The 21,078-nt window shown below is 36.2% G+C and carries 24 protein-coding genes; 2 read left to right on the top strand and 22 right to left on the bottom strand.

What is annotated here, in order from left to right; genetic code table 11:
• The first annotated feature begins 289 nt into the window (after positions 1 to 289).
• Positions 290 to 958, top strand: coding sequence for an L-serine ammonia-lyase, iron-sulfur-dependent subunit beta (sdaAB, locus tag BCR25_RS10565; RefSeq protein WP_069663572.1), 669 nt, complete (start codon positions 290 to 292; stop codon positions 956 to 958).
• A gap of 17 nt (positions 959 to 975) precedes the next feature.
• The gene (gene sdaAA / locus BCR25_RS10560; protein ID WP_069663571.1) at positions 976 to 1,863 is read left to right on the top strand and encodes an L-serine ammonia-lyase, iron-sulfur-dependent, subunit alpha; all 888 of its coding nucleotides are present in this window, start codon (positions 976 to 978) and stop codon (positions 1,861 to 1,863) included.
• Between the two features lie 212 nt (positions 1,864 to 2,075).
• Here the strand turns inward: sdaAA and BCR25_RS10555 are convergent, their stop codons facing one another.
• The 22 genes from BCR25_RS10555 to BCR25_RS10450 form a co-directional block, all read right to left on the bottom strand.
• The gene (locus BCR25_RS10555) at positions 2,076 to 5,120 is read right to left on the bottom strand and encodes a SpaA isopeptide-forming pilin-related protein (protein ID WP_069663570.1); all 3,045 of its coding nucleotides are present in this window, start codon (positions 5,118 to 5,120) and stop codon (positions 2,076 to 2,078) included.
• 234 nt (positions 5,121 to 5,354) lie between these two features.
• Positions 5,355 to 6,734, bottom strand: coding sequence for a helix-turn-helix domain-containing protein (locus BCR25_RS10550; RefSeq protein ID WP_069663569.1), 1,380 nt, complete (start codon positions 6,732 to 6,734; stop codon positions 5,355 to 5,357).
• A gap of 444 nt (positions 6,735 to 7,178) precedes the next feature.
• Positions 7,179 to 8,078 carry a ribokinase gene (rbsK, locus tag BCR25_RS10545; RefSeq protein ID WP_071879578.1) on the bottom strand — a complete coding sequence of 300 codons (900 nt, stop codon included), beginning with the start codon at positions 8,076 to 8,078 and terminating at the stop codon, positions 7,179 to 7,181.
• 16 nt (positions 8,079 to 8,094) lie between these two features.
• Positions 8,095 to 8,562, bottom strand: a complete 468-nt coding sequence (locus BCR25_RS10540; protein WP_069663568.1) for a GNAT family N-acetyltransferase — start codon at positions 8,560 to 8,562, stop codon at positions 8,095 to 8,097.
• Between the two features lie 27 nt (positions 8,563 to 8,589).
• Complete coding sequence (dcuC, locus tag BCR25_RS10535; RefSeq protein WP_069663567.1) at positions 8,590 to 9,963, bottom strand: C4-dicarboxylate transporter DcuC; 1,374 nt, start codon at positions 9,961 to 9,963, stop codon at positions 8,590 to 8,592.
• Between the two features lie 14 nt (positions 9,964 to 9,977).
• Positions 9,978 to 10,898 (bottom strand): ribonucleoside hydrolase RihC, encoded by a 921-nt coding sequence (gene rihC, locus BCR25_RS10530; RefSeq protein ID WP_069663566.1) that lies wholly within the window; start codon positions 10,896 to 10,898, stop codon positions 9,978 to 9,980.
• A gap of 139 nt (positions 10,899 to 11,037) precedes the next feature.
• The gene (locus BCR25_RS10525; RefSeq protein WP_069663565.1) at positions 11,038 to 12,054 is read right to left on the bottom strand and encodes a LacI family DNA-binding transcriptional regulator; all 1,017 of its coding nucleotides are present in this window, start codon (positions 12,052 to 12,054) and stop codon (positions 11,038 to 11,040) included.
• Between the two features lie 44 nt (positions 12,055 to 12,098).
• A complete protein-coding gene (locus tag BCR25_RS10520; protein WP_379975177.1) occupies positions 12,099 to 12,959 on the bottom strand; it encodes an alpha/beta fold hydrolase in 861 nt (286 codons plus the stop codon).
• 219 nt (positions 12,960 to 13,178) lie between these two features.
• Positions 13,179 to 13,721 carry a transcription termination/antitermination protein NusG gene (gene nusG, locus BCR25_RS10515; RefSeq protein WP_010773265.1) on the bottom strand — a complete coding sequence of 181 codons (543 nt, stop codon included), beginning with the start codon at positions 13,719 to 13,721 and terminating at the stop codon, positions 13,179 to 13,181.
• 162 nt (positions 13,722 to 13,883) lie between these two features.
• Positions 13,884 to 14,054, bottom strand: coding sequence for a preprotein translocase subunit SecE (gene secE, locus BCR25_RS10510; protein ID WP_069663563.1), 171 nt, complete (start codon positions 14,052 to 14,054; stop codon positions 13,884 to 13,886).
• A gap of 17 nt (positions 14,055 to 14,071) precedes the next feature.
• Positions 14,072 to 14,224: a 50S ribosomal protein L33 gene (gene rpmG / locus BCR25_RS10505; protein ID WP_010760564.1), complete on the bottom strand. Its 153-nt coding sequence runs from the start codon at positions 14,222 to 14,224 to the stop codon at positions 14,072 to 14,074.
• Positions 14,225 to 14,732: 508 nt separating this feature from the next.
• Positions 14,733 to 16,190 (bottom strand): ISLre2 family transposase, encoded by a 1,458-nt coding sequence (locus tag BCR25_RS10500; RefSeq protein WP_069663562.1) that lies wholly within the window; start codon positions 16,188 to 16,190, stop codon positions 14,733 to 14,735.
• Positions 16,191 to 16,230: 40 nt separating this feature from the next.
• Positions 16,231 to 16,881 carry a CPBP family intramembrane glutamic endopeptidase gene (locus tag BCR25_RS10495; protein ID WP_069663561.1) on the bottom strand — a complete coding sequence of 217 codons (651 nt, stop codon included), beginning with the start codon at positions 16,879 to 16,881 and terminating at the stop codon, positions 16,231 to 16,233.
• A 428-nt stretch (positions 16,882 to 17,309) separates the two neighbouring features.
• On the bottom strand, positions 17,310 to 17,600 hold the full coding sequence (locus tag BCR25_RS10485) for a hypothetical protein (protein WP_069663559.1): 291 nt from the start codon (positions 17,598 to 17,600) through the stop codon (positions 17,310 to 17,312).
• Between the two features lie 14 nt (positions 17,601 to 17,614).
• Positions 17,615 to 18,418, bottom strand: coding sequence for a ParA family protein (locus BCR25_RS10480; RefSeq protein WP_071879579.1), 804 nt, complete (start codon positions 18,416 to 18,418; stop codon positions 17,615 to 17,617).
• 224 nt (positions 18,419 to 18,642) lie between these two features.
• Positions 18,643 to 18,930 carry a hypothetical protein gene (locus BCR25_RS10475; RefSeq protein ID WP_069663558.1) on the bottom strand — a complete coding sequence of 96 codons (288 nt, stop codon included), beginning with the start codon at positions 18,928 to 18,930 and terminating at the stop codon, positions 18,643 to 18,645.
• A gap of 15 nt (positions 18,931 to 18,945) precedes the next feature.
• Positions 18,946 to 19,110: a thermonuclease family protein gene (locus BCR25_RS20980; protein ID WP_379975175.1), complete on the bottom strand. Its 165-nt coding sequence runs from the start codon at positions 19,108 to 19,110 to the stop codon at positions 18,946 to 18,948.
• Between the two features lie 10 nt (positions 19,111 to 19,120).
• Positions 19,121 to 19,537, bottom strand: a complete 417-nt coding sequence (locus tag BCR25_RS10470) for a thermonuclease family protein (RefSeq protein ID WP_139124570.1) — start codon at positions 19,535 to 19,537, stop codon at positions 19,121 to 19,123.
• Positions 19,538 to 20,035 (bottom strand): single-stranded DNA-binding protein, encoded by a 498-nt coding sequence (locus BCR25_RS10465; protein ID WP_069663557.1) that lies wholly within the window; start codon positions 20,033 to 20,035, stop codon positions 19,538 to 19,540. It lies immediately after the preceding gene.
• Positions 20,036 to 20,082: 47 nt separating this feature from the next.
• The gene (locus tag BCR25_RS10460) at positions 20,083 to 20,343 is read right to left on the bottom strand and encodes a hypothetical protein (protein ID WP_069663556.1); all 261 of its coding nucleotides are present in this window, start codon (positions 20,341 to 20,343) and stop codon (positions 20,083 to 20,085) included.
• Between the two features lie 98 nt (positions 20,344 to 20,441).
• Positions 20,442 to 20,720 carry a hypothetical protein gene (locus BCR25_RS10455; RefSeq protein WP_083242645.1) on the bottom strand — a complete coding sequence of 93 codons (279 nt, stop codon included), beginning with the start codon at positions 20,718 to 20,720 and terminating at the stop codon, positions 20,442 to 20,444.
• A 1-nt stretch (position 20,721) separates the two neighbouring features.
• Positions 20,722 to 21,027: a DUF960 family protein gene (locus tag BCR25_RS10450; RefSeq protein WP_069663555.1), complete on the bottom strand. Its 306-nt coding sequence runs from the start codon at positions 21,025 to 21,027 to the stop codon at positions 20,722 to 20,724.
• Positions 21,028 to 21,078 lie beyond the last annotated feature (51 nt).

The following is a 21,078-nucleotide window of genomic DNA, read 5'->3' as shown; positions in this document are numbered from 1 at the left end:
GTCCGTGATGTGGTTAATTGGAGATGAAGATTTCTCCTCCCACGTCAATCCTTCTTTGATCAATCAAAGAATTCTTATGCGCAAAATTGCACACTAAAATAGTATACTCTGCTTCTGATAAATTTTCAACACTTTTCTGTTGTTTTCTTACTGTAATTTTGATGATCAAAATGAGAAAAAGCTAATTTTTTCTAGCATTTCTATTCCTTTTCTAGTTTCTTCTAAACAATTATGATAGACTTTCGTTAGAAAAATTCTGATATTAAAATAAGAAAACAGGTGAATTGAAATGGAAAATTTACGCTACAAAAGTGTTTTTGATATCATTGGTCCAGTCATGATTGGACCAAGCAGCTCTCACACTGCTGGAGCTGCTCGTATCGGTAAAATCGTTCGTAGCATTTTTGGGGAGCAGCCGGATACCGTGGATATTTATTTATATGAGTCTTTTGCCAAAACCTATCGTGGTCACGGGACCGATATTGCTTTAGTTGGCGGTTTGCTGGATATGGAACCAGATGATGAGCGTTTAGCGGATTCTTTAAAAATTGCTCATGAGCAAAATATGGAAGTTTTATTTGTTCCTCTTAAAGAAAAAGCTGAGCATCCAAACTCAGTAAAATTATTGGTTTCTAAAGGCGATCGTACATTGTCTGTTACTGGAATTTCGATCGGCGGCGGTAATATTCAGATTTCAGAGCTGAACGGATTCAAGATTTCTTTAACCATGGGTACGCCAACGTTCATCATTGTTCATCAAGATGTACCTGGAATGATTGCTAAAGTGACCAACCTACTCTCTGAAACAAATATCAATATTGGAACGATGACCGTAACACGTGAATCAAAAGGTGAAAAAGCAATCATGATCATTGAGATTGATCATGCTGATATCGGTGATATCACAATGAAATTAGTTCAGATACCACATATTTTCAGTGTAAATTATTTTGATTAGATAAAGGAGCAGAAAAAATGTTTCTATCAATAGAAGAATTAGTAAAACAAGCAGCCAACTTTCCAAGTGTTGCGGAACTGATGATCGCAACAGAAATAGAAAATCATGGTCACAGTCGTGAAAAAATTATTGAAACGATGGAACGCAATCTTGCCGTAATGAAACAATCCATCGAAGAAGGTGTAGATGGTGTAACTTCTGTTACAGGCATTACTGGCGGAGATGCAACTCGTTTAAACAAATACATTGAAGCTGGCAATTTTCTTAGCGGTGAAACAATTTTGACTGCTGTAAGAAATGCTGTAGCTGTCAATGAGGTCAATGCAAATATGGGGCTGATCTGTGCAACACCTACCGCAGGCAGTGCCGGAGTGGTTCCTGGTGTCCTGATGGCGGCCATTGAGCGATTAGACTTAACACATGAACAACAAGTAGATTTCTTATTTACTGCTGGCGCTTTTGGATTAGTTATTGCGAACAATTCCTCTATTAGCGGTGCTGAAGGGGGTTGTCAGGCAGAAGTTGGATCAGCTAGTGCAATGGCCAGTGCAGCCTTAGTATGTGCAGCTGGCGGTACTGCTGACCAAGCAGCGCAAGCAATTGCAATTACTTTAAAAAACATGATGGGGTTGATTTGTGATCCAGTCGCTGGCTTAGTTGAAGTTCCTTGCGTAAAAAGAAATGCCTTAGGCTCTTCACAGGCATTCATCTCAGCAGATATGGCATTAGCCGGTATTCGTAGTGTAATCCCTCCAGATGAGGTTGTTGCTGCAATGTATCAAGTGGGTCGACAAATGCCTCAGATTTTCAAAGAAACTGCTGAAGGCGGTTTAGCAGTGACACCGACTGCACAACGGCTGGCAGAGGAAATTTTGAACAAACAAAGTGATAGTCACACTAATTAATCACTAAAAAGAGTATATGTATAAAAAGGCAAAAATAAGACGGGATACACAAAGATTGGTCTACCAATTTTCGTGTATCCTGCCTTTTTTTAACTATAAACTGCCTTTCAACACTCACTTTTCCAGGCTAAGCCTCTTCTACTCTTCCGTTATCTCTGATAATCTCACTTGGAACCGTGTCCTTATCAAAATTTTACTAAAAAGCTGCTTTTTTATTGTTTATATGCATTTTTGACTATCAACAAGCTAAAGCCTGTCATTAAAATCATGATTCCAAATAGAAGGGCTAATGTGTTACCTGTTTCTCCTGTACTTGGTAAACTTCTGCCATTTTTGGCACTGGATTTTTCTTTATTGGATAGCACTTGTTTATCTTTTACAGCAGTACTATTTTTTGTATGATTAAGAGCCTTATTTGGTTGAATAACTGTCATAGATTCTTTTTTACTGTTGAACACTGTGATTTCAGTTGTTTCGTTAAATTTAACCTTTACTTGGATAGAGGCTTTTTCTATTTGATAATTTTTTGGTGCTTTGGTTTCGATCAATTCATAGCTTCCAATCGGTAAATGGGCAACTTCGATGATTCCCTCTTCATTCGTTGTTAAATCACTTTTTACCACTTCTCCGGTTTCATTTTTCAGGTCAAAAACTGCGCCTTCTAGTACTTGTTGGTTTTCTTGGTCTTTTTTAATGACTTTAAGTGTACCAAATTGCTCGCTTGGCAATAGTTCTGTTGCTAAGATTTCCTTACTGTTGAAGACTGTGATTTCAGTTGTTTCGTTAAATTTAACCATTACTTGAACAGGAGCTTTTTCTACTTGATAATTTTTTGGTGCTTTGGTTTCGATCAATTCATAGCTTCCGATCGGTAAATGGGCAACTTCGATGATTCCTTCTTCATTCGTTGTTAAATCACTTTTTACTACCTCTCCAGCTTCATTTTTCAGGTCGAAAACTGCGCCTTCTAGTACTTGTTGGTTTTCTTGGTCTTTTTTGATGACTTTAAGCGAGCCGAATTGCTCACTTGGCAACAGCTCTGTTTCTAAGATTTCCTTACTGTTGAAGACTGTGAGTTCAGTTGTTTCGTTAAATTTAACCTTTACTTGGATAGGAGCTTTTTCTACTTGATAATCCTTTGGTGCTTTGGTTTCGATCAATTCATAGCTTCCGATTGGTAAATGAGCGACTTCGATGATTCCTTTTTCATTCGTTGTTAAATCACTTTTTACCACTTCTCCGGCTTCATTTTTCAAGTCGAAAACTGCGCCTTCTAGTACTTGTTGGTTTTCTTGACCTTTTTTGATAACTTTAAGCGAGCCGAATTGCTCACTTGGCAACAGTTCTGTATCTGGAATTTCCTTACTGTTGAAGACTGTGATTTCAGTTGTTTCGTTAAACTTAACTGTCACATGAATCGGTGTTTTCTCAATTCTATGTGCTTTGGGTGCTTTTACTTCTATTAGTTCATATTCACCAATAGCCAAATGAGAAACACTGATTATTCCTTGTTCATTTGTTGTTAAATCATCTTCTACAACTTCGCCAGATGCATTTTTTAACTCAAAAACTGCTCCCTTAAGCACACGCAAATCTTCTCGATCTTTCTTGATAACTTTGATTGCACCAAAATGTTCACTAGGCTGTAATTCTGATTCTGACAATTCTTTATTATTTAAAACAGTTACTTCAACCGTTTCATTGAACTGAACATTCACTTGGATAGACTTCGTGTCTAATTGGTAGCCCTTTGGTGCTTTTGTTTCTATTAATTGATACGTTCCAATAGGTAGATGTGCTACTTCAATTATCCCTTGATCGTTAGTCGTTAGACCACTTTCAACTGTTTCACCAGCCGCATTCTTTAGCTCAAAAACAGCATCTTTCAATACCTGATTATTTTCAGAATCTTTTTTGATGATTTTGATTCCACCAAATTGTTTCGCTGGTTCTAATGGTCGTAATGGTTGTTCCGGTGTATTTTCAAGTGTAATAAACGCGGTATTGTTTGTTTCTTTATTTTTTTCTAGTGTTACTTTGACCGGTGTAGGATCTAATTCAAAGCCAACTGGTGCTTTTGTTTCTTGCAAGATATATTCACCAAATTCAATTTTCTGAGAAGTTGCTTTCCCTAATTCGTCTGTGACTAATTGTTCAATCACACTATTATCCTTAGGATCAATCAGGTCAAATACAGCACCTTCCAATAGGTGAGTACTGTCTTCACTGCTTACCTTTTGCAATTCTATTTTACCAACCGTAGATCCTTCGATCCAAGAACCCACATTGATATTTTCGACTACTTTATTCACTGTTTGTGTTTCATAATCTTTATCACGTAATCGATATTCAGCTGTTGCATCATTTGTAAAAAATTCTACATCATTATTGATGATTTGAGTTTTATAAAGAATACGCATAGAGGTCTCAGATCCATCTGGGTAAGGTAAAACAACTTCAATTTTACCAGTGTTAACATCATAATCGAAAATCGCGCCTGAATGTTCACTCAAAAATTGCGCGATTCCTGAAAGTCCAATATAATCTTTATTTTCTCGACCAGCTAAGATAATTCTGAAGCTTTCAGGAATCAATTGGTGATCTGTAGGAACATTTCTGATCTGATCGATGATTGAAATTTTTCCATCTAATACATCTCTTTCTAAGTTTGCACTAACGTCCCATGAAATTTGTTCAGGATTTTCTGGATGAATCACTCCGGATTTAACCAAAAACGGATATTCTGATCCTGAAGATCCATGTCCTGCAGTATGAACATTTACGCCAGTCTGAATTTGTCCGCCATTTATGTAAATCGTTTCAGTAGACTCTTGTGAATTATCGTTGTGTACAACCGCCTCAAAATTAAAGCCGCCTTTGATATTCTCAATATCTTCTATGTTTTCATTAAAAGTAGCTACAGCTCCACTTGTTGTTATATGTACTGTTCCAACATTTACGCCCTCAATTGTTAGGTAAAATGTTTTCTCATACCCTTCAAGAATCGTCAACCCGATTTGAGGCCAAGATAGAGCAAGGTAATCGCCATTTTCTATTTCACCAGCAGAATTATCAAATAGTACTTCTATACTTATTTGTTCTCCGCTATTTACATTTGATGAATTCGTAGTAATTGATGTAATATGACTTTGAGAAATATCTCTCCCTGCTGCCTCTGCTTTCATAGGAACTAAATTTAAAAAAAGCGGTAAAATTAATGTGACAATCAATAATAAACTTCCTAGTTTTTTGTGCATTGTTTTTCCCCCTTGTATTTGTGAAACATCTATCTAGCAACGAGAGTATACACTATTTTTTTCTGAAAATTTTCTCAAATTTTTATTTTATTTTTCATTTTTTGATAAAACGTTTTTATTGACAGTTATATAAAATCAATACAAAAAAATGTGAGTAGTTCACAACACCGACAGTCATGACTTACTCACAAAAAACTATTTACACAAGGGTTCCAAAGCCTATACCACAGCTTTCTAATCTTCTTGCATATGCTCAAATTTATCTTGAGCTATTTTTTTTATAAATTCATTAAATTGATAAAATTGATATTCTCCAGGATAATCTTCAATTATAAATAAAGGACATGGGATATCTTGAAGTTGTACTGTGGAAACGATCAGATCATAGTTGCTAAATTCAATTTCCTCCCTATGATAAAAACCTTCCACTTTAAAATCAATGATCCCTAGGTGCTGGCTGCGATCTTTTAATCGGTTTACTATAAAATCAGCATGTGTTTTGCTAAAATCGCTAAGAACACCAATACTTAATGTGATTTTTCGATCAATCAAAAAAGGAAATTTCATAGATATTTCACTAATTAATGTGTCTAAAAAAATGGGTTCATTTAATTCTAGTTGATTTAGATAGGTTGAGCACATCTGAAAAAGCGCTGAATGGATCACTGGATTACGAAAGGCAAACAACCTATTGAACATTTTCAAGCGATCAACTATCGAATCAGTTGCATACGGAAACTGTTTATGATTTAGATAAAATTCCAGCAACATTTCTTGAAGATATTCATGCACTTCCTCCCATGTTGCATCAAATCTTGAAACAAATTCTCTAGAAAAATCAGACGCGACATGCAGAACACGCTCCAATTCAGCTTCAGAATCCCAGCCATAAAAGTAAGCAGAAAGTTTTTGCTTCAATCTTTCATGACTATCGGTAGTGGTTGTTTCATCTAAATGATATCCTTGATTTTCTCGCCACATGGAAACAAAATACAATACAGTTAGAAAAACGACCATTTGCTCTGATGGTTTTCGATCATTCGGAATAAGTTCCTCTTGGATTTGTTGCCGTAATTGATAGTAATTGGGGATGAATTCCAATAAGCGTCTGCGATAAAATCCAATAAATAAAAAAGTAAAAAAATGGCGCAATTCATGCTCGCCAGCTTCTGCTTCAATATAAAATACATTATTCTTTTTTACTAATTTTATTGGAAGACCTTTAAAAAATTTTTCCAGTTTTTTTATGGATCGATAAAAGGTTGGTAAACTACAGTATACTTGCTCTACGTAGTAGGTTGCATCTCTTTTTGTTTCTTTAAATAATAGTAATAATATCTTTAGATTGACATTATTATAAAGCAAACTTGTTAAAAGTTGATCAATGGTTCCGTTGGATAGATGGTTGATATGAACGATTTGATTTTCATCGATACGCACATCTAAGATATCATACCACTGTGAATCTAACTGGGTCAGGTCATTTTTTAGTGTATTCAAAGAACAACCAATTTGTTCTTTTAAAAGATTTAGCGGCATAGAACCATTATTTAAATCCATTAACCATAATTCATTTATGATACGTTTTTCATTACTGTCCAATAATGTCAGCATGTCGCAACACCTCTAGCCTATCCCAATTTTTATCGCTTGATCCAAATAAAGAATCTTAAGCTGCTCTTCTTGACACGACTTATAAAAATACGTGCTTCTTTATAATTTCATTCAATATTATATACTAAAAAATTGGATTGTTTAAATCATTCAGCCTCAAACCTGTAAACATCATATAAACAGTTCTATAGGTGTTTCCTTTTCATTATTCTATACATAAAAATGATCAAAACAAAAATCTTTCTCTCGTAAAAAAAATGCTTGAAGTTCAAGAAACCTGCCAAGCATCATAGTGAGTCTGTAAACAATAGCTACTTGCTGTTCTTCAATTTTTCCTAGCAGACAATAAAAGAACCCAATACAAAACCAAAAATCAGTTTTATATCGGATTCTAGGTGACTGGGTTGTCACTCATAGAGTGATCTCTCAGTCACTTTTATAAAATTAAAAATGTTCAATTTCGGACATGGTCGGCATTCCAGTTTGTGCGCCTAGTTTCGTAATGGAAAGTGTGGCGCCTTTTCCAGAAAGTGTTATCGCTTCTGAGATAGTCAGTCCTTCTGCCAAACATGCAGCTAAAATTCCATTAAACGTATCTCCAGCGCCCGTTGTATCAACAATTTTTACCTGCTCTGCCGGAATCGTAATGACATCGTTGTCTGTTGTGTAGGAGATCCCGCTTCCACCACGTGTTACGATCAACTGTGTCGCATTGGCCTTTGACCATTCAAGCATGTCTTTTTCAAATTGCCCCGCTTCCGTAATGTCATGCCCCAACAATCCCTCAAATTCTGTTTCATTTGGAGTAATGATATCAACGAAAGGCAACATTTCAATCACTTTTTCAGTATATGGCGCAGGATTTAAAATAGTTGTCGCACCTTTGTTTTTGGCAAGCTGTAGACTTCTTTTCACCGTATCAACTGGTATCTCCAACTGTGTCAAAAGAACATCACCAGTATTTATTTTTTCGTTTAATTCACTATCGATATCAGTCAATAACATGTTCGCGCCAGGTAAAACAACAATAGCATTGTCTTCTTTTAGTTTAAAAATAGACGCAACGCCTGTAAAAATGTTTTCCTCGTAAGTCACTGCACTTACATCGACCTGCTCATTTTCTAAATGCTTATATACCTTTGAACCAAACGTATCGTTGCCTATTTTACCAATCAAAGAGACCTCCGCACCCACTCGTGATGCTGCAACAGCTTGATTGGCTCCTTTGCCGCCTACATAATAATCAATTGTTTCTCCTAGAAGTGTTTCACCTATTTTAGGTAAACGGTCTGTTTCCATGACCATATCCATATTGATACTACCTACGATTACTACTTTTTTCATCTCGGACTCTCCTTATTTATATTTTCTTCAAATACTTATAGAAAGAACCCAGATGTTCTCTTTCAGTTTCAGTGTATTCTGAAATTTTTTCAAAACCATGTTTCTTAAAAAAACGCTGCATTTTGAGATTTGAGTGATTTGTACTTGAATAAATATATTTGCCTTTTCTTTCTTTTATTCTGTTTATTATATCATTCAATAAAATAGATGCATAACCATTTGACAAATAACTCGGATCTGTCGCTACTCTTCTCAGTACAAAATCGCCATTTCCTTGCTCGTTCAAGGTTGCGACGGCAACAATTTTTTGATCCTCACTTAGTTTATATAGTTGCCGCCTCGTTATATCTGATAGAATGATCGATTCATTTGGATAGGATTTTGTCCATTGTTCTACATGAGTCCGTTGCATTTGTCTTTTGGCTGCTTCAAACAGATAATTGATTTCTTTACTATCTTTTGGTTCAGCTTGTGTTATCTTCATTTTGCCTCTCCGTTTTTCACTATTTGATCAATAAGGCAGTAATAAAATCGATAAAACAACGACACAAATTATCCCTATGATCGTCGGTACACTTGTCCGTTTTAAAATTCGAACTGGGCTAACACCAACTGTTGATGCTACGATCATCACAACAGCTGCAACTGGTGAAATAGTCCTAGCTAAGTTAGCAATCATTTGCATTGGTAAAGAGATTAAAATACCATCGATCCCCGCTTTAGCGGCAATATCAGGAATCAGCTCGATCACTGCATAAAACATCGCTAAACCGCCGCCGCTCAGCATACCAAAAATGGTGGTAGCACCACTAAAAATCAACGTTGTAACTAAGCCTGCCGAAGCAGAAGATTCTACCGATGACATGATACTGTCAATGATTCCTAATGATTGAATCGCTGTGGTGAATAAAGATCCGCCAACGACCAACATAACTACTTGGCTAAAGCCTTGACCCATACCTTTGAACATTTCAGCTGCTGAATCTTGGATTTTTTTATAAGAACGATGTCTAATTGTTTCGAAAACAACGGCAACGAAAAAGGAGATAAATGTTAAAACAAAAATATCCATTTCAATGCCATCAACAAACATTCCTGTGATCCCAACGATTAAGATCAGAATCAACGGCAACAATGGCAAGATTGCGTAAAGCTTTGGTACATTAGATTCTTCTTGTGTTGTGAGTTCGTCATTTTCGATCGCAACAAATGCAGAAGCTCCTTCTTTCTTATCACAATATTTTTGCCAGAAATAGTGTGTGACTGCCATGATCAACAATACAGGGATTGAAATTTTTGCATTCCAAGCCACATAGGTCAAAAGATCATAGCCTAACGTTTCTGCTGCGATAACATTGTCTGCGCCAAGTGGAGTCGGCATGATCGTTGCGGTCATCGCAATTACTCCAGCAGCTGTTAGTGAAGAAATTCCCATACTAGACAACATAGGATACAAGATTGCCATCAAAATGATTGCCAAGCTGGAAGCACTTGGTACTACAAGAGACATTAAATTTCCAACTAAGAAAACTAAAGGAACAAACAACGCTTTTGATTTAATTTTCTGCAACGGTTTTACTAGAATATTTACAGCTACTTGATTCGCCCCAATAACATTCATATATCCTGAATAACCAAATAAAATCATGATCACGATTCCAGCAGAGCTAACTTGAGCAATAATCGTATCTTTGAATTTCAAAAAAACATCAAAAAATGCTAGACCAGTGCCTTCTCCTGCTGGATAAAGAGGATGACCTAATAAAGCGGCAAACATCAGTAAAATCAGGGCCCCGCTAATCAAACTCAACGCAGGATGATAATTTTTAATAATCAAATACGCAACAAGTGCTAAAACCACTAATACTAACAAAGACTCAATCATAATATGTCTCCTTTTTAATTAATTTTTTCTAAATTTGTTACAACCCACTTTTGAAATGCAGGAATATCAATATCCAAACAAACAACCGCATTCGTTGTGTCATGATATTTCATTTTTAAATCTGCAACCGTTGCTCCTGCTGCTGGTCCATCTAACGCAATTTCCACAAAGGTTTCCTGTGTTGTAAACAACTCTGGATCAGTCAGGTATGCAATTGCACAAACATCATGCATTTTAAGACCTGTTTGCAAACTGCCTCCGCGATAATGTTGAAACAATGAATAAAACATTGTCCCCACTCTGCCGAATTCTTTGATTTTTTCTGTTTCGCGCTTGGTTAATACCGCTGTGCTGGTTACATCCAATCCAACCATGACAATTGGAATGCCTGATTGAAAGACGATTTGTGCCGCGTGAGGATCTACGTATGTGTTGAATTCTGCACTGGTATTGGTATTCCCTCTAGATAAAGATCCGCCCATCATCACAATTTCTTTGATATTTTGTTTTGTTTCTGGATAGAGACTCAAAAGTAAGGCAATATTCGTCAAAGCAGCAATCGGAACTAAGGTAATCGGCTCTTCGCTGTTAAGAATACACTCTTTCATCGCCTCAACAGCATGAATATCAAGCGCTTTCAGATCAGAAGTTGGAAAATCATAACCATCCATCCCACTTTCCCCATGTATTTCCGCTGAGTCTTCCAACTGAATCAATAGAGGCTTATCACAGCCCTTAGCCACAGGAACATCTTTACCAAAAAAAGAGACTAATTTTAAGGTATTCTCCGTTGTTTTGTGTACGTTTACATTTCCTGCAACAGTGGTCAGTAACTTCACATTCAACTTGGGGTGATTCAGTGCGATCGATAAAGCAACCGCATCATCGATCCCTGGGTCTGTGTCGATAATAACTGCTCTTTCTTCTTTTATCATAAATCTATCTCCTCTCTTAGGTTAAGCGCATTACCAAAATGATAGAAAAAAATACTTTTCTTAATAAAAAAGTATTTTAGGTTAATCGCTTTACCTATCTGTCTAACATGATAGCGTTTTATTTTAGATTAGTCAATCACTATTTTAACTTTTTTACACTTCTTCCAAGAAACAGGCTAGGTTCCAAAACAATCGTTTCAGTCTGTTTCTGCTTGTTTGTTAGGATTTTCGTTAATAGATTGACAGCTTCTTCTGTTAACGAACAGCTGTTTTGCTCTATTGTAGTCAACGAAAGCCCTAAAATATCTGCCATTTCCAAACGGTCGTATCCGATGATAGAAAGATCTTCCGGAATTTTTACTCCATTGTTCAATGCTTGTTTCAGTACGCCAAAAGCAACCATATCATTAGCTGTAATTACGGCGCTGACTTCTTTTAACGCGAATAATTCTTTGGTTTTTTCCATTCCCACATTAAATCGGTAACCTGTTTCAATAAGATGTTCCTCTTTAACTGTAACACCATACTCATTCATTGCTTGCTTATAGCCGGTAATCCGCTCAAGTGTGCTGGGTACTTTTAAATCTCCAGTCATAAAAGCAATGGCTCGATGTCCATTTTTCAGCAAGTATTCAGTTGAAAGCTTGCCACCTGCCAAACTATCAAAGTAAACTTGGTTTACTCCATCAAATGCAACTTGTCTATCGATTAAGATAAACGGCGCATCGATCGTTTTCAAGAAGCGTTCCTGCTCGTCTTGAAAAGCAAAAGATTCATTGGACAAAGCAATGATCAAACCGTCAACACCTCTGTTTAATAACATTTGGATCAAATTTTTTTCTATTGAAAAATTGTCATTGGAATTGACAATGATCGTTAGATAACCGATTGCTCTAAATTGCTCCTCCAATTGTTTACATAGCTTCGAAAAAAATGGATTTTCAATATCCGGAATCACTACACCAATCGTTTGAGATGTGTTTTTTGCAAGACTTTGCGCCGCGATATTGGGAATATAGTTTAATTCCTCAGCGATTGCTTTGATTTCCTTTTTCTTTTTTTCTGAGATTCGAGAGGGTTTATCATTTAAAACTAGAGAAACTGCCGCTTCTGATACATTCGCCATTTTAGCGATATCTTTCATTCTGATTTTCATGATAGTCTCCTTTATTCATATACCATTTTCTAGTTCGTCTTTATTTACTGCCACAAAAAAGCTGCAACAGCCTGATCAACTTCGGTGTTTTCATGTAACTGACTATGCTGCGCGTTTTTTCCGTAAAAAACCTTGTACTGTACGTCATTTCCGTTTGACTTAAACAAAGATACCACACTCAAAGCATCAGCCACAGGAACAGCTTCGTCACTCAAACTACCGTCTTCTACATCGCCAGCAAGAATCAAAACCTTCATATCACGAGCAACCAAGTTGATTCCATTGACAAAATCTGCAAAACGTTCGCTTTGGACAGACGGACCATTACTAATCAGCTCATCCATCGTTTCTCCTTCGGATAGTTCAACAAAATTGTTGAATGGAACAGCGATCCCTACAAATTTTTGTACTTTAGGTAAACTAGCATCCCCACCAAATGTAGTCATATAACGTAAAGCACTGACACCGCCCATCGAATGACCGACAAGATTGACTTGATCAATCTTGTACGTATCACGAAGATAAATCAGACAATTTTTGATCCACTCAGCCTGATTCCATTCGTTATTTTTATTCTCTTCAAACAAGATTTGAACACTTGGGTTGTTCTCGCTTCCAGTAAGTTGTCCAGTTGCTGTTACTTGACCTTCAACATCGACAGTCAAAACGAGTTCCTTTTTTGTGAAATCAGCTGCTTCCATGCGTTTTAACATACCGCCAAAAGAACTATTGCCGCCACCATATCCATGAATGAACAGTGTTGGTATAGAAGACTTCGGCTCCATCTTACTGGAATTGGCTGTTTGAGTTATCGTTTGTTTGTTATTGTCTTTTTTACCAGCACAACTTGCTAAAAATAATAGGCAGATGACTAGCGTATAAATAAGCCAATGTCGTTTCAAAATTATCACCCTCCAGTATCAGCGAATCAAAAAAGCAAGAGTCTGGGACATAACTCTATGAGTGACAATCTAGTCACTTGACATCCGAATAAACGGTGGAAGCAAAAACAACCCCTTCGGAAATAAGCTGAAATTCACAAAAATTTGAAGAATAATTTTCGTGAATTCCAGCTTATTTCTCGGGGTTAAACGTTTCTGTCCCAGCCTCTTTTTTTCGACATTTTAAATTGAATCTACTTGCTCAAAGTCTAACTCTGTACTAGTTTCACGACCGAACATATCGATATTTACTTTTAATTTTTGGCGCTCTTCATCTACTTCTGTGACTTCTCCTTCAAGACCAGAAAATGCACCTTCAATGATTCGAACTGTATCGCCTAAGGCAACATCTAAATCAGACTGACGTGTACTCATACCGATCGAACGTAAAATGTGGTTGATCTCTTCTTGTAATAATGGTGCTGGCTTGCTTCCAGCTCCATGAGAGCCAACAAATCCAGTAACGCCTGGTGTGTTACGAACAACATACCATGAATCATCGGTCATCGTCATCTCAACTAAAACGTATCCTGGGAATGTTTTATGCACGATTTCTTTTGATTTTCCATTTTTCACTTCTGTTTCAGTTTCTTCTGGAACAACCACACGAAAAATGAAATCGCCCATTCCCATGCTTTGTGCACGTGATTCGATGTTTGCTTTGACCTTGTTCTCGTAACCTGAGTATGTATGAAGTACATACCAATTCTTTTCAAATGATTCCATTTGATTTAGCTCCTTTAGTTTTATAGTAAAAATACAGCAAAAGTCTTAAGAACATTCTTAAAACTCAGTTTCTTTTATAAGTGAAAATAAAAAAACCTCAGTTCCCCGAAGTTTTTCTCCTTTGTTATTATAGCACTGTTTGTACTAAAATACTAGTTTTAATTACTTAAGAATCCAGCCAAATACAGATTGAATTGCCGTATCCATCACGAAGAACAATGCTGCAAAAATAATTGATGTTTCAATAACAACTAATGTATCTTTGCGTAATTGTTTTTTTGATGGCCATGATACTTGCTTCATTTCATCTTTAACACTACGTAAAAATTTCATTTGAATACCTCCATGCTCTATTTCGTCTCTTTATGTAACGTGTATTTTTGACAGTATTTACAGAATTTTTTGATTTCTAACCGTTCTCCACGTTTTCCTTCACTGACGGCTTTAGAATAGTTTCTGGAGCCACAATCTGAACAAGCAAGTGCTGATTTTTTTGTTGCCATTGTTCAACCTCCTCTATTCACAAATTTACTCAATAACATTATCATTCTTTTGGTCGAATGTCAATGCATACTCAATAAACGTATGTGTCGAGTTGTTGGAGGTAAACGCTCATTCATTAGAATTTGATTAAAATACATATGAAATAAAAGTCAATTCTTTATGTTATTTTATGGAACCTCATTAAAATATAAGTGAGGTGTACTCCTTTAGTATACCATAAAATCGCCTATCTTATCATGCTTTTTGCTATAAAAATCAAAAGAAAAAAAGGAACCAGTCAAAGCCTTTCGCCTCTCCTGGTTCCTTTCAAGAAAATTTTTTCTCTTGATTCTCTCATAATTCTATGCTACCATAAAATCAATAAAGAATACGGAACACAAAGGGTCGACTTTGTGATACCCGCCTCAATCAAGCCTAAGGAACTTGATTGAGGCTTCTTTTTGGTTTTCAATCTGTCTTATTGTGGATAAGTTTAACAAAAAAAGTGCTATCCTGCAATCAGAATTACTATAAATGTGGATAACTTTTCCTAAATAGCCTTGCTAATTGCTGTCTTTCTAGCTCTGACTCCCTGTCTAATGCCACTTTGTACGTTTTTCCTGCATATTTTTCTTTAATGGCTCCTTGATTGTCTTCATCTGTCACAACCAAATAATCTGTGGATAGCTCTTTTTCCTCACGAATGAACCGCCAAAATTTTCCACAAATCTCCTCTAAGCTACCTTCACGATCACAAATAATGATTTTAGCCAGGTATTCTGCTCCCATTCCCCAGTGCATTCCTCGATGTTTCTGACGATAGGTAATTTTCTTATGTGTACTCTCAATCGCACCTAATCCTAAATGCTTCTTTTTAATAGCTAAATCAGCGCTCTTCAGTCTCCAGTTTATGGGTTCTAAATATGCCCAATTTCTAACCAAATACTTCTCTAACTTCTTTGTATGCTTTCTTTGACTACTATCTTCTGCTAAGGATTCCATTGTTGTTATGACTACCCCAACGTCCTCCATAGAATAGTTGTAAATCGCTCTTTTCATAATTGGAATCAGTTCTTCACAAAAAGACATACGCTGTGTTAACTTTAAATGCCAGTGGTATTCATCTAAAACATGAAAATGAGCTTTAGCACCCACAGAAAGCTCCTTAAAGAACTCTTCCTTTACACCAGGCCCATTATCTGAATTTGAAACAACCACTGTATTTTTCAAGTTGTACGTACTGTAAAGATATGCCTGAACTAATTTCTTCACTTCCCTCTTGTTAAACCCTACAAACTCTTTTACCGCAGTCAGCACACTCTCCCCTTCTTTTGCTAGGTCTTTACGCTTTTTTTCATGAATCAGGACATGTAATAACTCACGCCCCTTTTTTCGTTTGTTAAAAGGAATGATAATCCCATCTGCTTCTTCAACCAAAACATCGACTTCTTTTGTTCCTGGTTCTGCATAAGCATGTTCTAATTCATATGCTTCACAATTTTTGATTGTCTCTCCAACCGTATGAACAGCAGTTAAAACTGTATCTTTACTGATATGAAGTGGTGCAATTAAACTAGTAATCGTCGCTGCTGCTCGATAAGACGCATGTTCTGCCATACGTGCTAAAGTAACAAAGACTGTTTTAGAATGTCGTGCATATCGATCAATTTTCAATAGTTCATCAACCGGATAAACAATGTCTTTGTCCCTTTTCCAACATTTCCTTGAAAATGGAATCGTTCCAAATAGAAAAGTTACTTGTCGTGCCACTTCTTTTTCTTCCACATATCCTTGTGCTCTCATTTGAGAGGACTGTTTCCGATCATAGTTAGAGAGCCATTCACAGAAGTGCCCAGCGAAGGAATCATACATGAGTGAAAGCAGCTGACGCTCTCTTTCAAATTCATCGTATTCACTTGAAAGCATGATTCGTTCAATTTGATCTGTTAATATCTCCTTTTTCACCGGGACTTCATATTGCTGCATACACATTTCTCCTCATCGCCAAAATATCATTTATAAAAATTTACATAACCATTACGCCAAGCATATTCCATAATCCATGCGCTAAAACAGCCGCTTCAATTCTTCCGGTCTTCAGATACACACCACCAAAGGCTAGACCGAAACTAAAATAAACAATAAAACTTCCAATATTCGTTGGTGTATGACTAAAACTAAAAAGTACAGCTGCTCCAATCATCACTCTATATTTATATTTCTCTGGAAATAATGCCTGAATTCCTGCACGATAAATTCCTTCTTCAGTTATAGGCGCTGTGACTCCAGTAACTAATAAAAACAGACCTTTCGGTGTTTGATCCAATAACTTTTTTAGCTCTACCTGATTAATGGTTTGTTCTAATCCTTGCTGCTCAATAAGAAATTGACCTGCTGCTGATCCTAAAAAGCAAAAAGCACATGCTAGGATAATCCAGGGGATTGTCTTAAAAAGTCCTCTAAAGTTCCATAGCGCTATCTTTCTTTGTTTTTGCCAGGTTATAAGACCGAAGCAAATCACAAAACATAGAAGTGAAATAACAAAAAATTCAACACTTTTTGATATATTTTTTTGCAATTTTGTAAACAATTGAATGGTTCCCATAGGAACCTGGCTGATAATCAAGTAGCCTATTAACACTATCAATACACTTGATTTGGATTCTACTTTTTTCATTTTTCCAACTCCTAGCTTAAACTTACAGAATAATCTAAAAATTTTAACTTTACAATATAAAATAACACTTTTTATTGTTTTTTTGATCATATTGTCTGATTTCAAAATCTCATTGCGCAAGATTCTTGTGTACGATTATCCGTCAGATTGTTTCATTTCCACGTACTCTCCGTATTTCTGCACGTATTTCTTTCCACAATCTAAACATTGAAAGTAATACTTTAAATAAGCTCGCTCCGCTAATTCCCCACAATCACACTCTACATAAAATGTAAGGTTTTTATTAAAAGCTGTATTTTGAATTTTCCAGCGATCAAAGCTTTTCCTAACCATATTTTTCCCTCATTTCTATTTTGATTCTATACACACGATTGTTGTGTAAGATACTTGCGCAACAATCGTGTGTATAAATGTTGTGTAAAATTTTTTTAGCCCCCAAATGGCTGATCATTTTCTAAACACCATATAATGTGCGTTAGAAACTCTGAAGCATTTGCTTCCCCGCTGGGCTTAATAAATCCATAGTTTATAGCCAGCTGATCTAATGATTCTCTATCTTTCTTATACAGGGAAAAGTTAAACCGTTCTTTTTTTGGCTGTTGTTCTATTTTCTGAAGGTTAGCGTTTCCTTTTCGGACATTGGGCACATGGTGTGCTTGTTTGTTCAATTCAGTTTGCTCTTCTGCATTTTGTAGAATATTTTCAAATGGATTAGTCATTTTCCACTCTCCTTTTAGTACAATGTATCTAATGTTTCTTTGATCCTATCAATCAGATCAATAGTATCTTTCTTAAATTCATCATATTTTTTATCTTGATAATCTTTTTGTTCAAACAAATCTAGTACAGAAATTCTTTGCATTGCTGCTTCATTAAAGGCTGTTCTATCATGAAAATAGCCTAAATATCGCGAATTTCCTTTCATGGCTTCTTTAAATTGCCTACTAATTCTAGTATTGTGTCGGATCAAATTTCCTATAAAAAATACCTGAGCTTTGACATAGCTTTCATTAGTGACAGGGTGTGTTAGTTCACTTTTTAAATACTCAATATGTCCGACTAAATTTGTCAAAGCCTCAAACCCATCGGCTGAAGGATCGGTTACACCTAAAATCATGTCACTAGCTACCAGCATATTATTAGTTATAATATTGCTATCATTTCTAGTGTCAATCACTATATAATCATATTTTTCTGTTATTTTACTTTTGTTTAAATAAGATAAAAAAATTGTCGTGTTATTGATCCTACTGACTAGTTCAACGTTAACCGCTTCAAGTTCAGCGCTACCGGAAATAAGATCCAAATTGTGACGAACATTCATCGGAACAACTTCTTTCGACCGGAAAAGATTGCTAAGTTTTGATTGTTCATCAGCTGCAGACGTAAAACGCTTAGTAGCATTTCCGCTTTCATCAGCATCAATGAATAATACACGTCCATAGTAAGATAGTTTAACCCCAACATTTACTGCAGTAGCCGTTTTCCCAACGCCACCCTTTTTATTATTAACTGATAAAATTTTAATTGATTTCATTGTTTCATATCTCCTTACTCTTATTATTTATACACACGATTCTTGTGTACGATTCTTGTGTACGATTCTTGTGTACGATTCTTGTGTACGATTCTTGTGTACGATTCTTGTGTACGATTCTTGTGTACGATTCTTGTGTACGATTCTTGTGTACGATTCTTGTGTACGATTCTTGTGTACGATTCTTGTGTACCCGCCGAAATTTCATTCGGCGGTCACAGCCTTCAGTCTTGGTAAATAACTGCTGGAATATCTTCTATTTTTACCATGCCTGTTTGATAAGGAATCAGTATCGGCAACAGTGACTTCAGTAGTTCTTGATCGGTACATGTAGCAATCATATTGCCAAATGTATTTAACAGTAGATTATCTCCTGTATCCGTCACGATACATCGATGAGTATCCTCAATCCTCGCAACGTAGGAAGCTAAGTTTTTAGCTGTTCCCTTAATCCGCTTTCCTCCTCGGTGCTTTCCGTCTTCATGAATATCGTAGACCACAAATGTTTTCATAAAATTCCCTCCTGATTATTGAAACCCTTTTTCTGTCACATATCCCTCAATACTCCAGATGCCCAAATTCGCTTTTTTAGCCTGTTTTTGGCTTTCTTGGAGTTGCTGATGGTATTTTGTACTCGGTGGTGCAATATAAGCTATTCGAGCCAATCCTTCACGAATAAGAATATCTTGCAGTAATTCCCCCTCAATAAATACATAGGCTAGAACACGGTCGTATTTGTCTTTTGTGTCGCCCTGGTCTAATTCTATTTCTATTTTGTATCAGCTGTTCCGTCCGTTCACTCGCTTCTTTCCCAAATGGTTGTTGAGGGGTTCCCGGCTTTTTTGTTTCTGGAGTATCAATCAATAAATACCGCACTTTTATTGGTTGCTGGTTCAATAAAAACTCACTGGTATCACCATCTATAGGCTTACTAAATTGAACAGCTATTTTTTCCCCTTTTGGTAAGTCCGAAGGTTTTTCAAAGGATTCCCCACTAGTTGAAAAATCTATAACACTAAAAAAATGATGTTTTTTTGTTGCTGTATTAACGCTTACCGTTAAGAGGAGGGAAGCAACTGCGCAAAGCAGCCACTTCCATTTTTTCAGTTTTCTTTTCATTTAATTGTGTCCCCCGTATTGATTCATTCCTGGAATATTCGGCTGATTGTATGGATAAGCCGGCGGTTCATGTTGTTCATGATACACAGTTCCAGCTGGTTCTTGAGTATAAGGTGGCTGTTGGTTCATCTGCTCCCCTTGGTTGTTCCGCTTTCTTGCTTCAGACACAGCTCTACTTTCCAACAACTCTAAATACTCTACTTGAAACACGATTTCATAGCGCTTATTTCCTTCTTTATCCTCATAATTGTTATTATGAAATTCACCGATTAAATCGACCAATGCACCTTTACTTGTATAATTTTTTAAAGTCTCCGCTAAATTTCCCCATGCTTCAATTCTAAAAAAATCTGATTTTCGTTCATTGTCTTTTTTACTAAACCGATGACGTTTGACCGCTATTGTTGATTTTGCTACTTTTGAAATACCTTTTTCATTCGGGAACTCGTTGTAGTCAATTTCTTGTGTCAATCTTCCTGTTAATTTCACGCTTTGCATATTTTTTCCTCTTTTCTTCTTTTAGTTTTTCGTTTATTGCGAATAGATTAATCATCAAAATCTGGATATTTCTTTTCAAATGCTTCAATTCTTGCTTCAAAATAAGCACCAGCACTTTCACTTGTCGTTTGTAAAATCAATGTCAGAGCTTCTTCATATAATAAAACTTCTTGTTTTGTCGGAATTCTTATCCCTGATACATCAGTCAATAAAAGATTGATTGCATTTAATTCGCTTGTTGTTAGCTCTTCCTTTTTTGTTAACTTTTCCTTTACTGACCATAATTTTTCAACTATATCTTTTTTCAATATATGCACGTCCTCATTTCCCTGTCTGCTACTATACAAAACAAATGATCCATTCTTTTTCACTAGAGAGGGGGCAAGCCCCTCTAGTAAAAGCAATTCTATTTTTCTGTCTTTCGTCCGCAATAAGTGCAACGGTAGTAATCTGTTCCATGGCTCCACATACCAAAATGTATTAGAGAAGCTATATCGCTTGAACTCTCGATGAAGATACTTCCTTTATTTCCATAACCACAAGCTGAACAGTCATTTTCTGCACGTTTTCGTTCAAATCTTTTTTGTTCAAGAAAAAGTTTGTCAAATTCTTCATCGGTCAAAGGGCGATGAAGCCCTTTTTCCCAATGAAACCGATAATTAAATACTTTTTTTACCTTGCTCATGTCAATATTCCTCCGCCAACAGTACTGCAATACCTATTTCATTTGGTAGGATATAAATTTCTTCCTCACAAGGAGTAGGTTTTATTAGCGGTAGAAAATGATTTTCTATTAATTCCGGCTTTTCTTGTCGATGTTGGATAAGTTGCATACTCGGCAACTCTTCAGAAATCGAAAGTTTGAAAATTTGTAAGTAATCTGTATCTATTTCCGATTCAACAACTCTTTTCATTGTAAGAAAGAGTAAAAACTCTATTATTTCTTCTGGTACTCGCTCTTGTATGCCCTTTGTAATTGCTACTGGTATCATTTGTTCATTCCTCCAAAAATTAATTTGCCTAACGCTCTTTGACTTAGAAAA

Origin of the sequence: Enterococcus termitis (genome assembly GCF_001730305.1) — a bacterium.
In the GTDB taxonomy this organism is placed as follows: domain Bacteria; phylum Bacillota; class Bacilli; order Lactobacillales; family Enterococcaceae; genus Enterococcus_L; species Enterococcus_L termitis.
Note: the sequence above shows the minus strand (reverse complement) of the source record. Positions and strands in the feature narration are given on the sequence as shown.

Coding starts and splice junctions, on each gene's coding strand:
- sdaAB (WP_069663572.1), top strand. CDS start 290: ATGGAAAATTTACGCTACAAAAGTGTTTTTGATATCATTGGTCCAGTC.
- sdaAA (WP_069663571.1), top strand. CDS start 976: ATGTTTCTATCAATAGAAGAATTAGTAAAACAAGCAGCCAACTTTCCA.
- BCR25_RS10555 (WP_069663570.1), bottom strand. CDS start 5,120: ATGCACAAAAAACTAGGAAGTTTATTATTGATTGTCACATTAATTTTA.
- BCR25_RS10550 (WP_069663569.1), bottom strand. CDS start 6,734: ATGCTGACATTATTGGACAGTAATGAAAAACGTATCATAAATGAATTA.
- rbsK (WP_071879578.1), bottom strand. CDS start 8,078: ATGAAAAAAGTAGTAATCGTAGGTAGTATCAATATGGATATGGTCATG.
- BCR25_RS10540 (WP_069663568.1), bottom strand. CDS start 8,562: ATGAAGATAACACAAGCTGAACCAAAAGATAGTAAAGAAATCAATTAT.
- dcuC (WP_069663567.1), bottom strand. CDS start 9,963: ATGATTGAGTCTTTGTTAGTATTAGTGGTTTTAGCACTTGTTGCGTAT.
- rihC (WP_069663566.1), bottom strand. CDS start 10,898: ATGATAAAAGAAGAAAGAGCAGTTATTATCGACACAGACCCAGGGATC.
- BCR25_RS10525 (WP_069663565.1), bottom strand. CDS start 12,054: ATGAAAATCAGAATGAAAGATATCGCTAAAATGGCGAATGTATCAGAA.
- nusG (WP_010773265.1), bottom strand. CDS start 13,721: ATGGAATCATTTGAAAAGAATTGGTATGTACTTCATACATACTCAGGT.
- secE (WP_069663563.1), bottom strand. CDS start 14,054: ATGAAATTTTTACGTAGTGTTAAAGATGAAATGAAGCAAGTATCATGG.
- rpmG (WP_010760564.1), bottom strand. CDS start 14,224: ATGGCAACAAAAAAATCAGCACTTGCTTGTTCAGATTGTGGCTCCAGA.
- BCR25_RS10500 (WP_069663562.1), bottom strand. CDS start 16,190: ATGCAGCAATATGAAGTCCCGGTGAAAAAGGAGATATTAACAGATCAA.
- BCR25_RS10495 (WP_069663561.1), bottom strand. CDS start 16,881: ATGAAAAAAGTAGAATCCAAATCAAGTGTATTGATAGTGTTAATAGGC.
- BCR25_RS10485 (WP_069663559.1), bottom strand. CDS start 17,600: ATGACTAATCCATTTGAAAATATTCTACAAAATGCAGAAGAGCAAACT.
- BCR25_RS10480 (WP_071879579.1), bottom strand. CDS start 18,418: ATGAAATCAATTAAAATTTTATCAGTTAATAATAAAAAGGGTGGCGTT.
- BCR25_RS10475 (WP_069663558.1), bottom strand. CDS start 18,930: ATGAAAACATTTGTGGTCTACGATATTCATGAAGACGGAAAGCACCGA.
- BCR25_RS10470 (WP_139124570.1), bottom strand. CDS start 19,537: ATGAAAAGAAAACTGAAAAAATGGAAGTGGCTGCTTTGCGCAGTTGCT.
- BCR25_RS10465 (WP_069663557.1), bottom strand. CDS start 20,035: ATGCAAAGCGTGAAATTAACAGGAAGATTGACACAAGAAATTGACTAC.
- BCR25_RS10455 (WP_083242645.1), bottom strand. CDS start 20,720: ATGAGCAAGGTAAAAAAAGTATTTAATTATCGGTTTCATTGGGAAAAA.
- BCR25_RS10450 (WP_069663555.1), bottom strand. CDS start 21,027: ATGATACCAGTAGCAATTACAAAGGGCATACAAGAGCGAGTACCAGAA.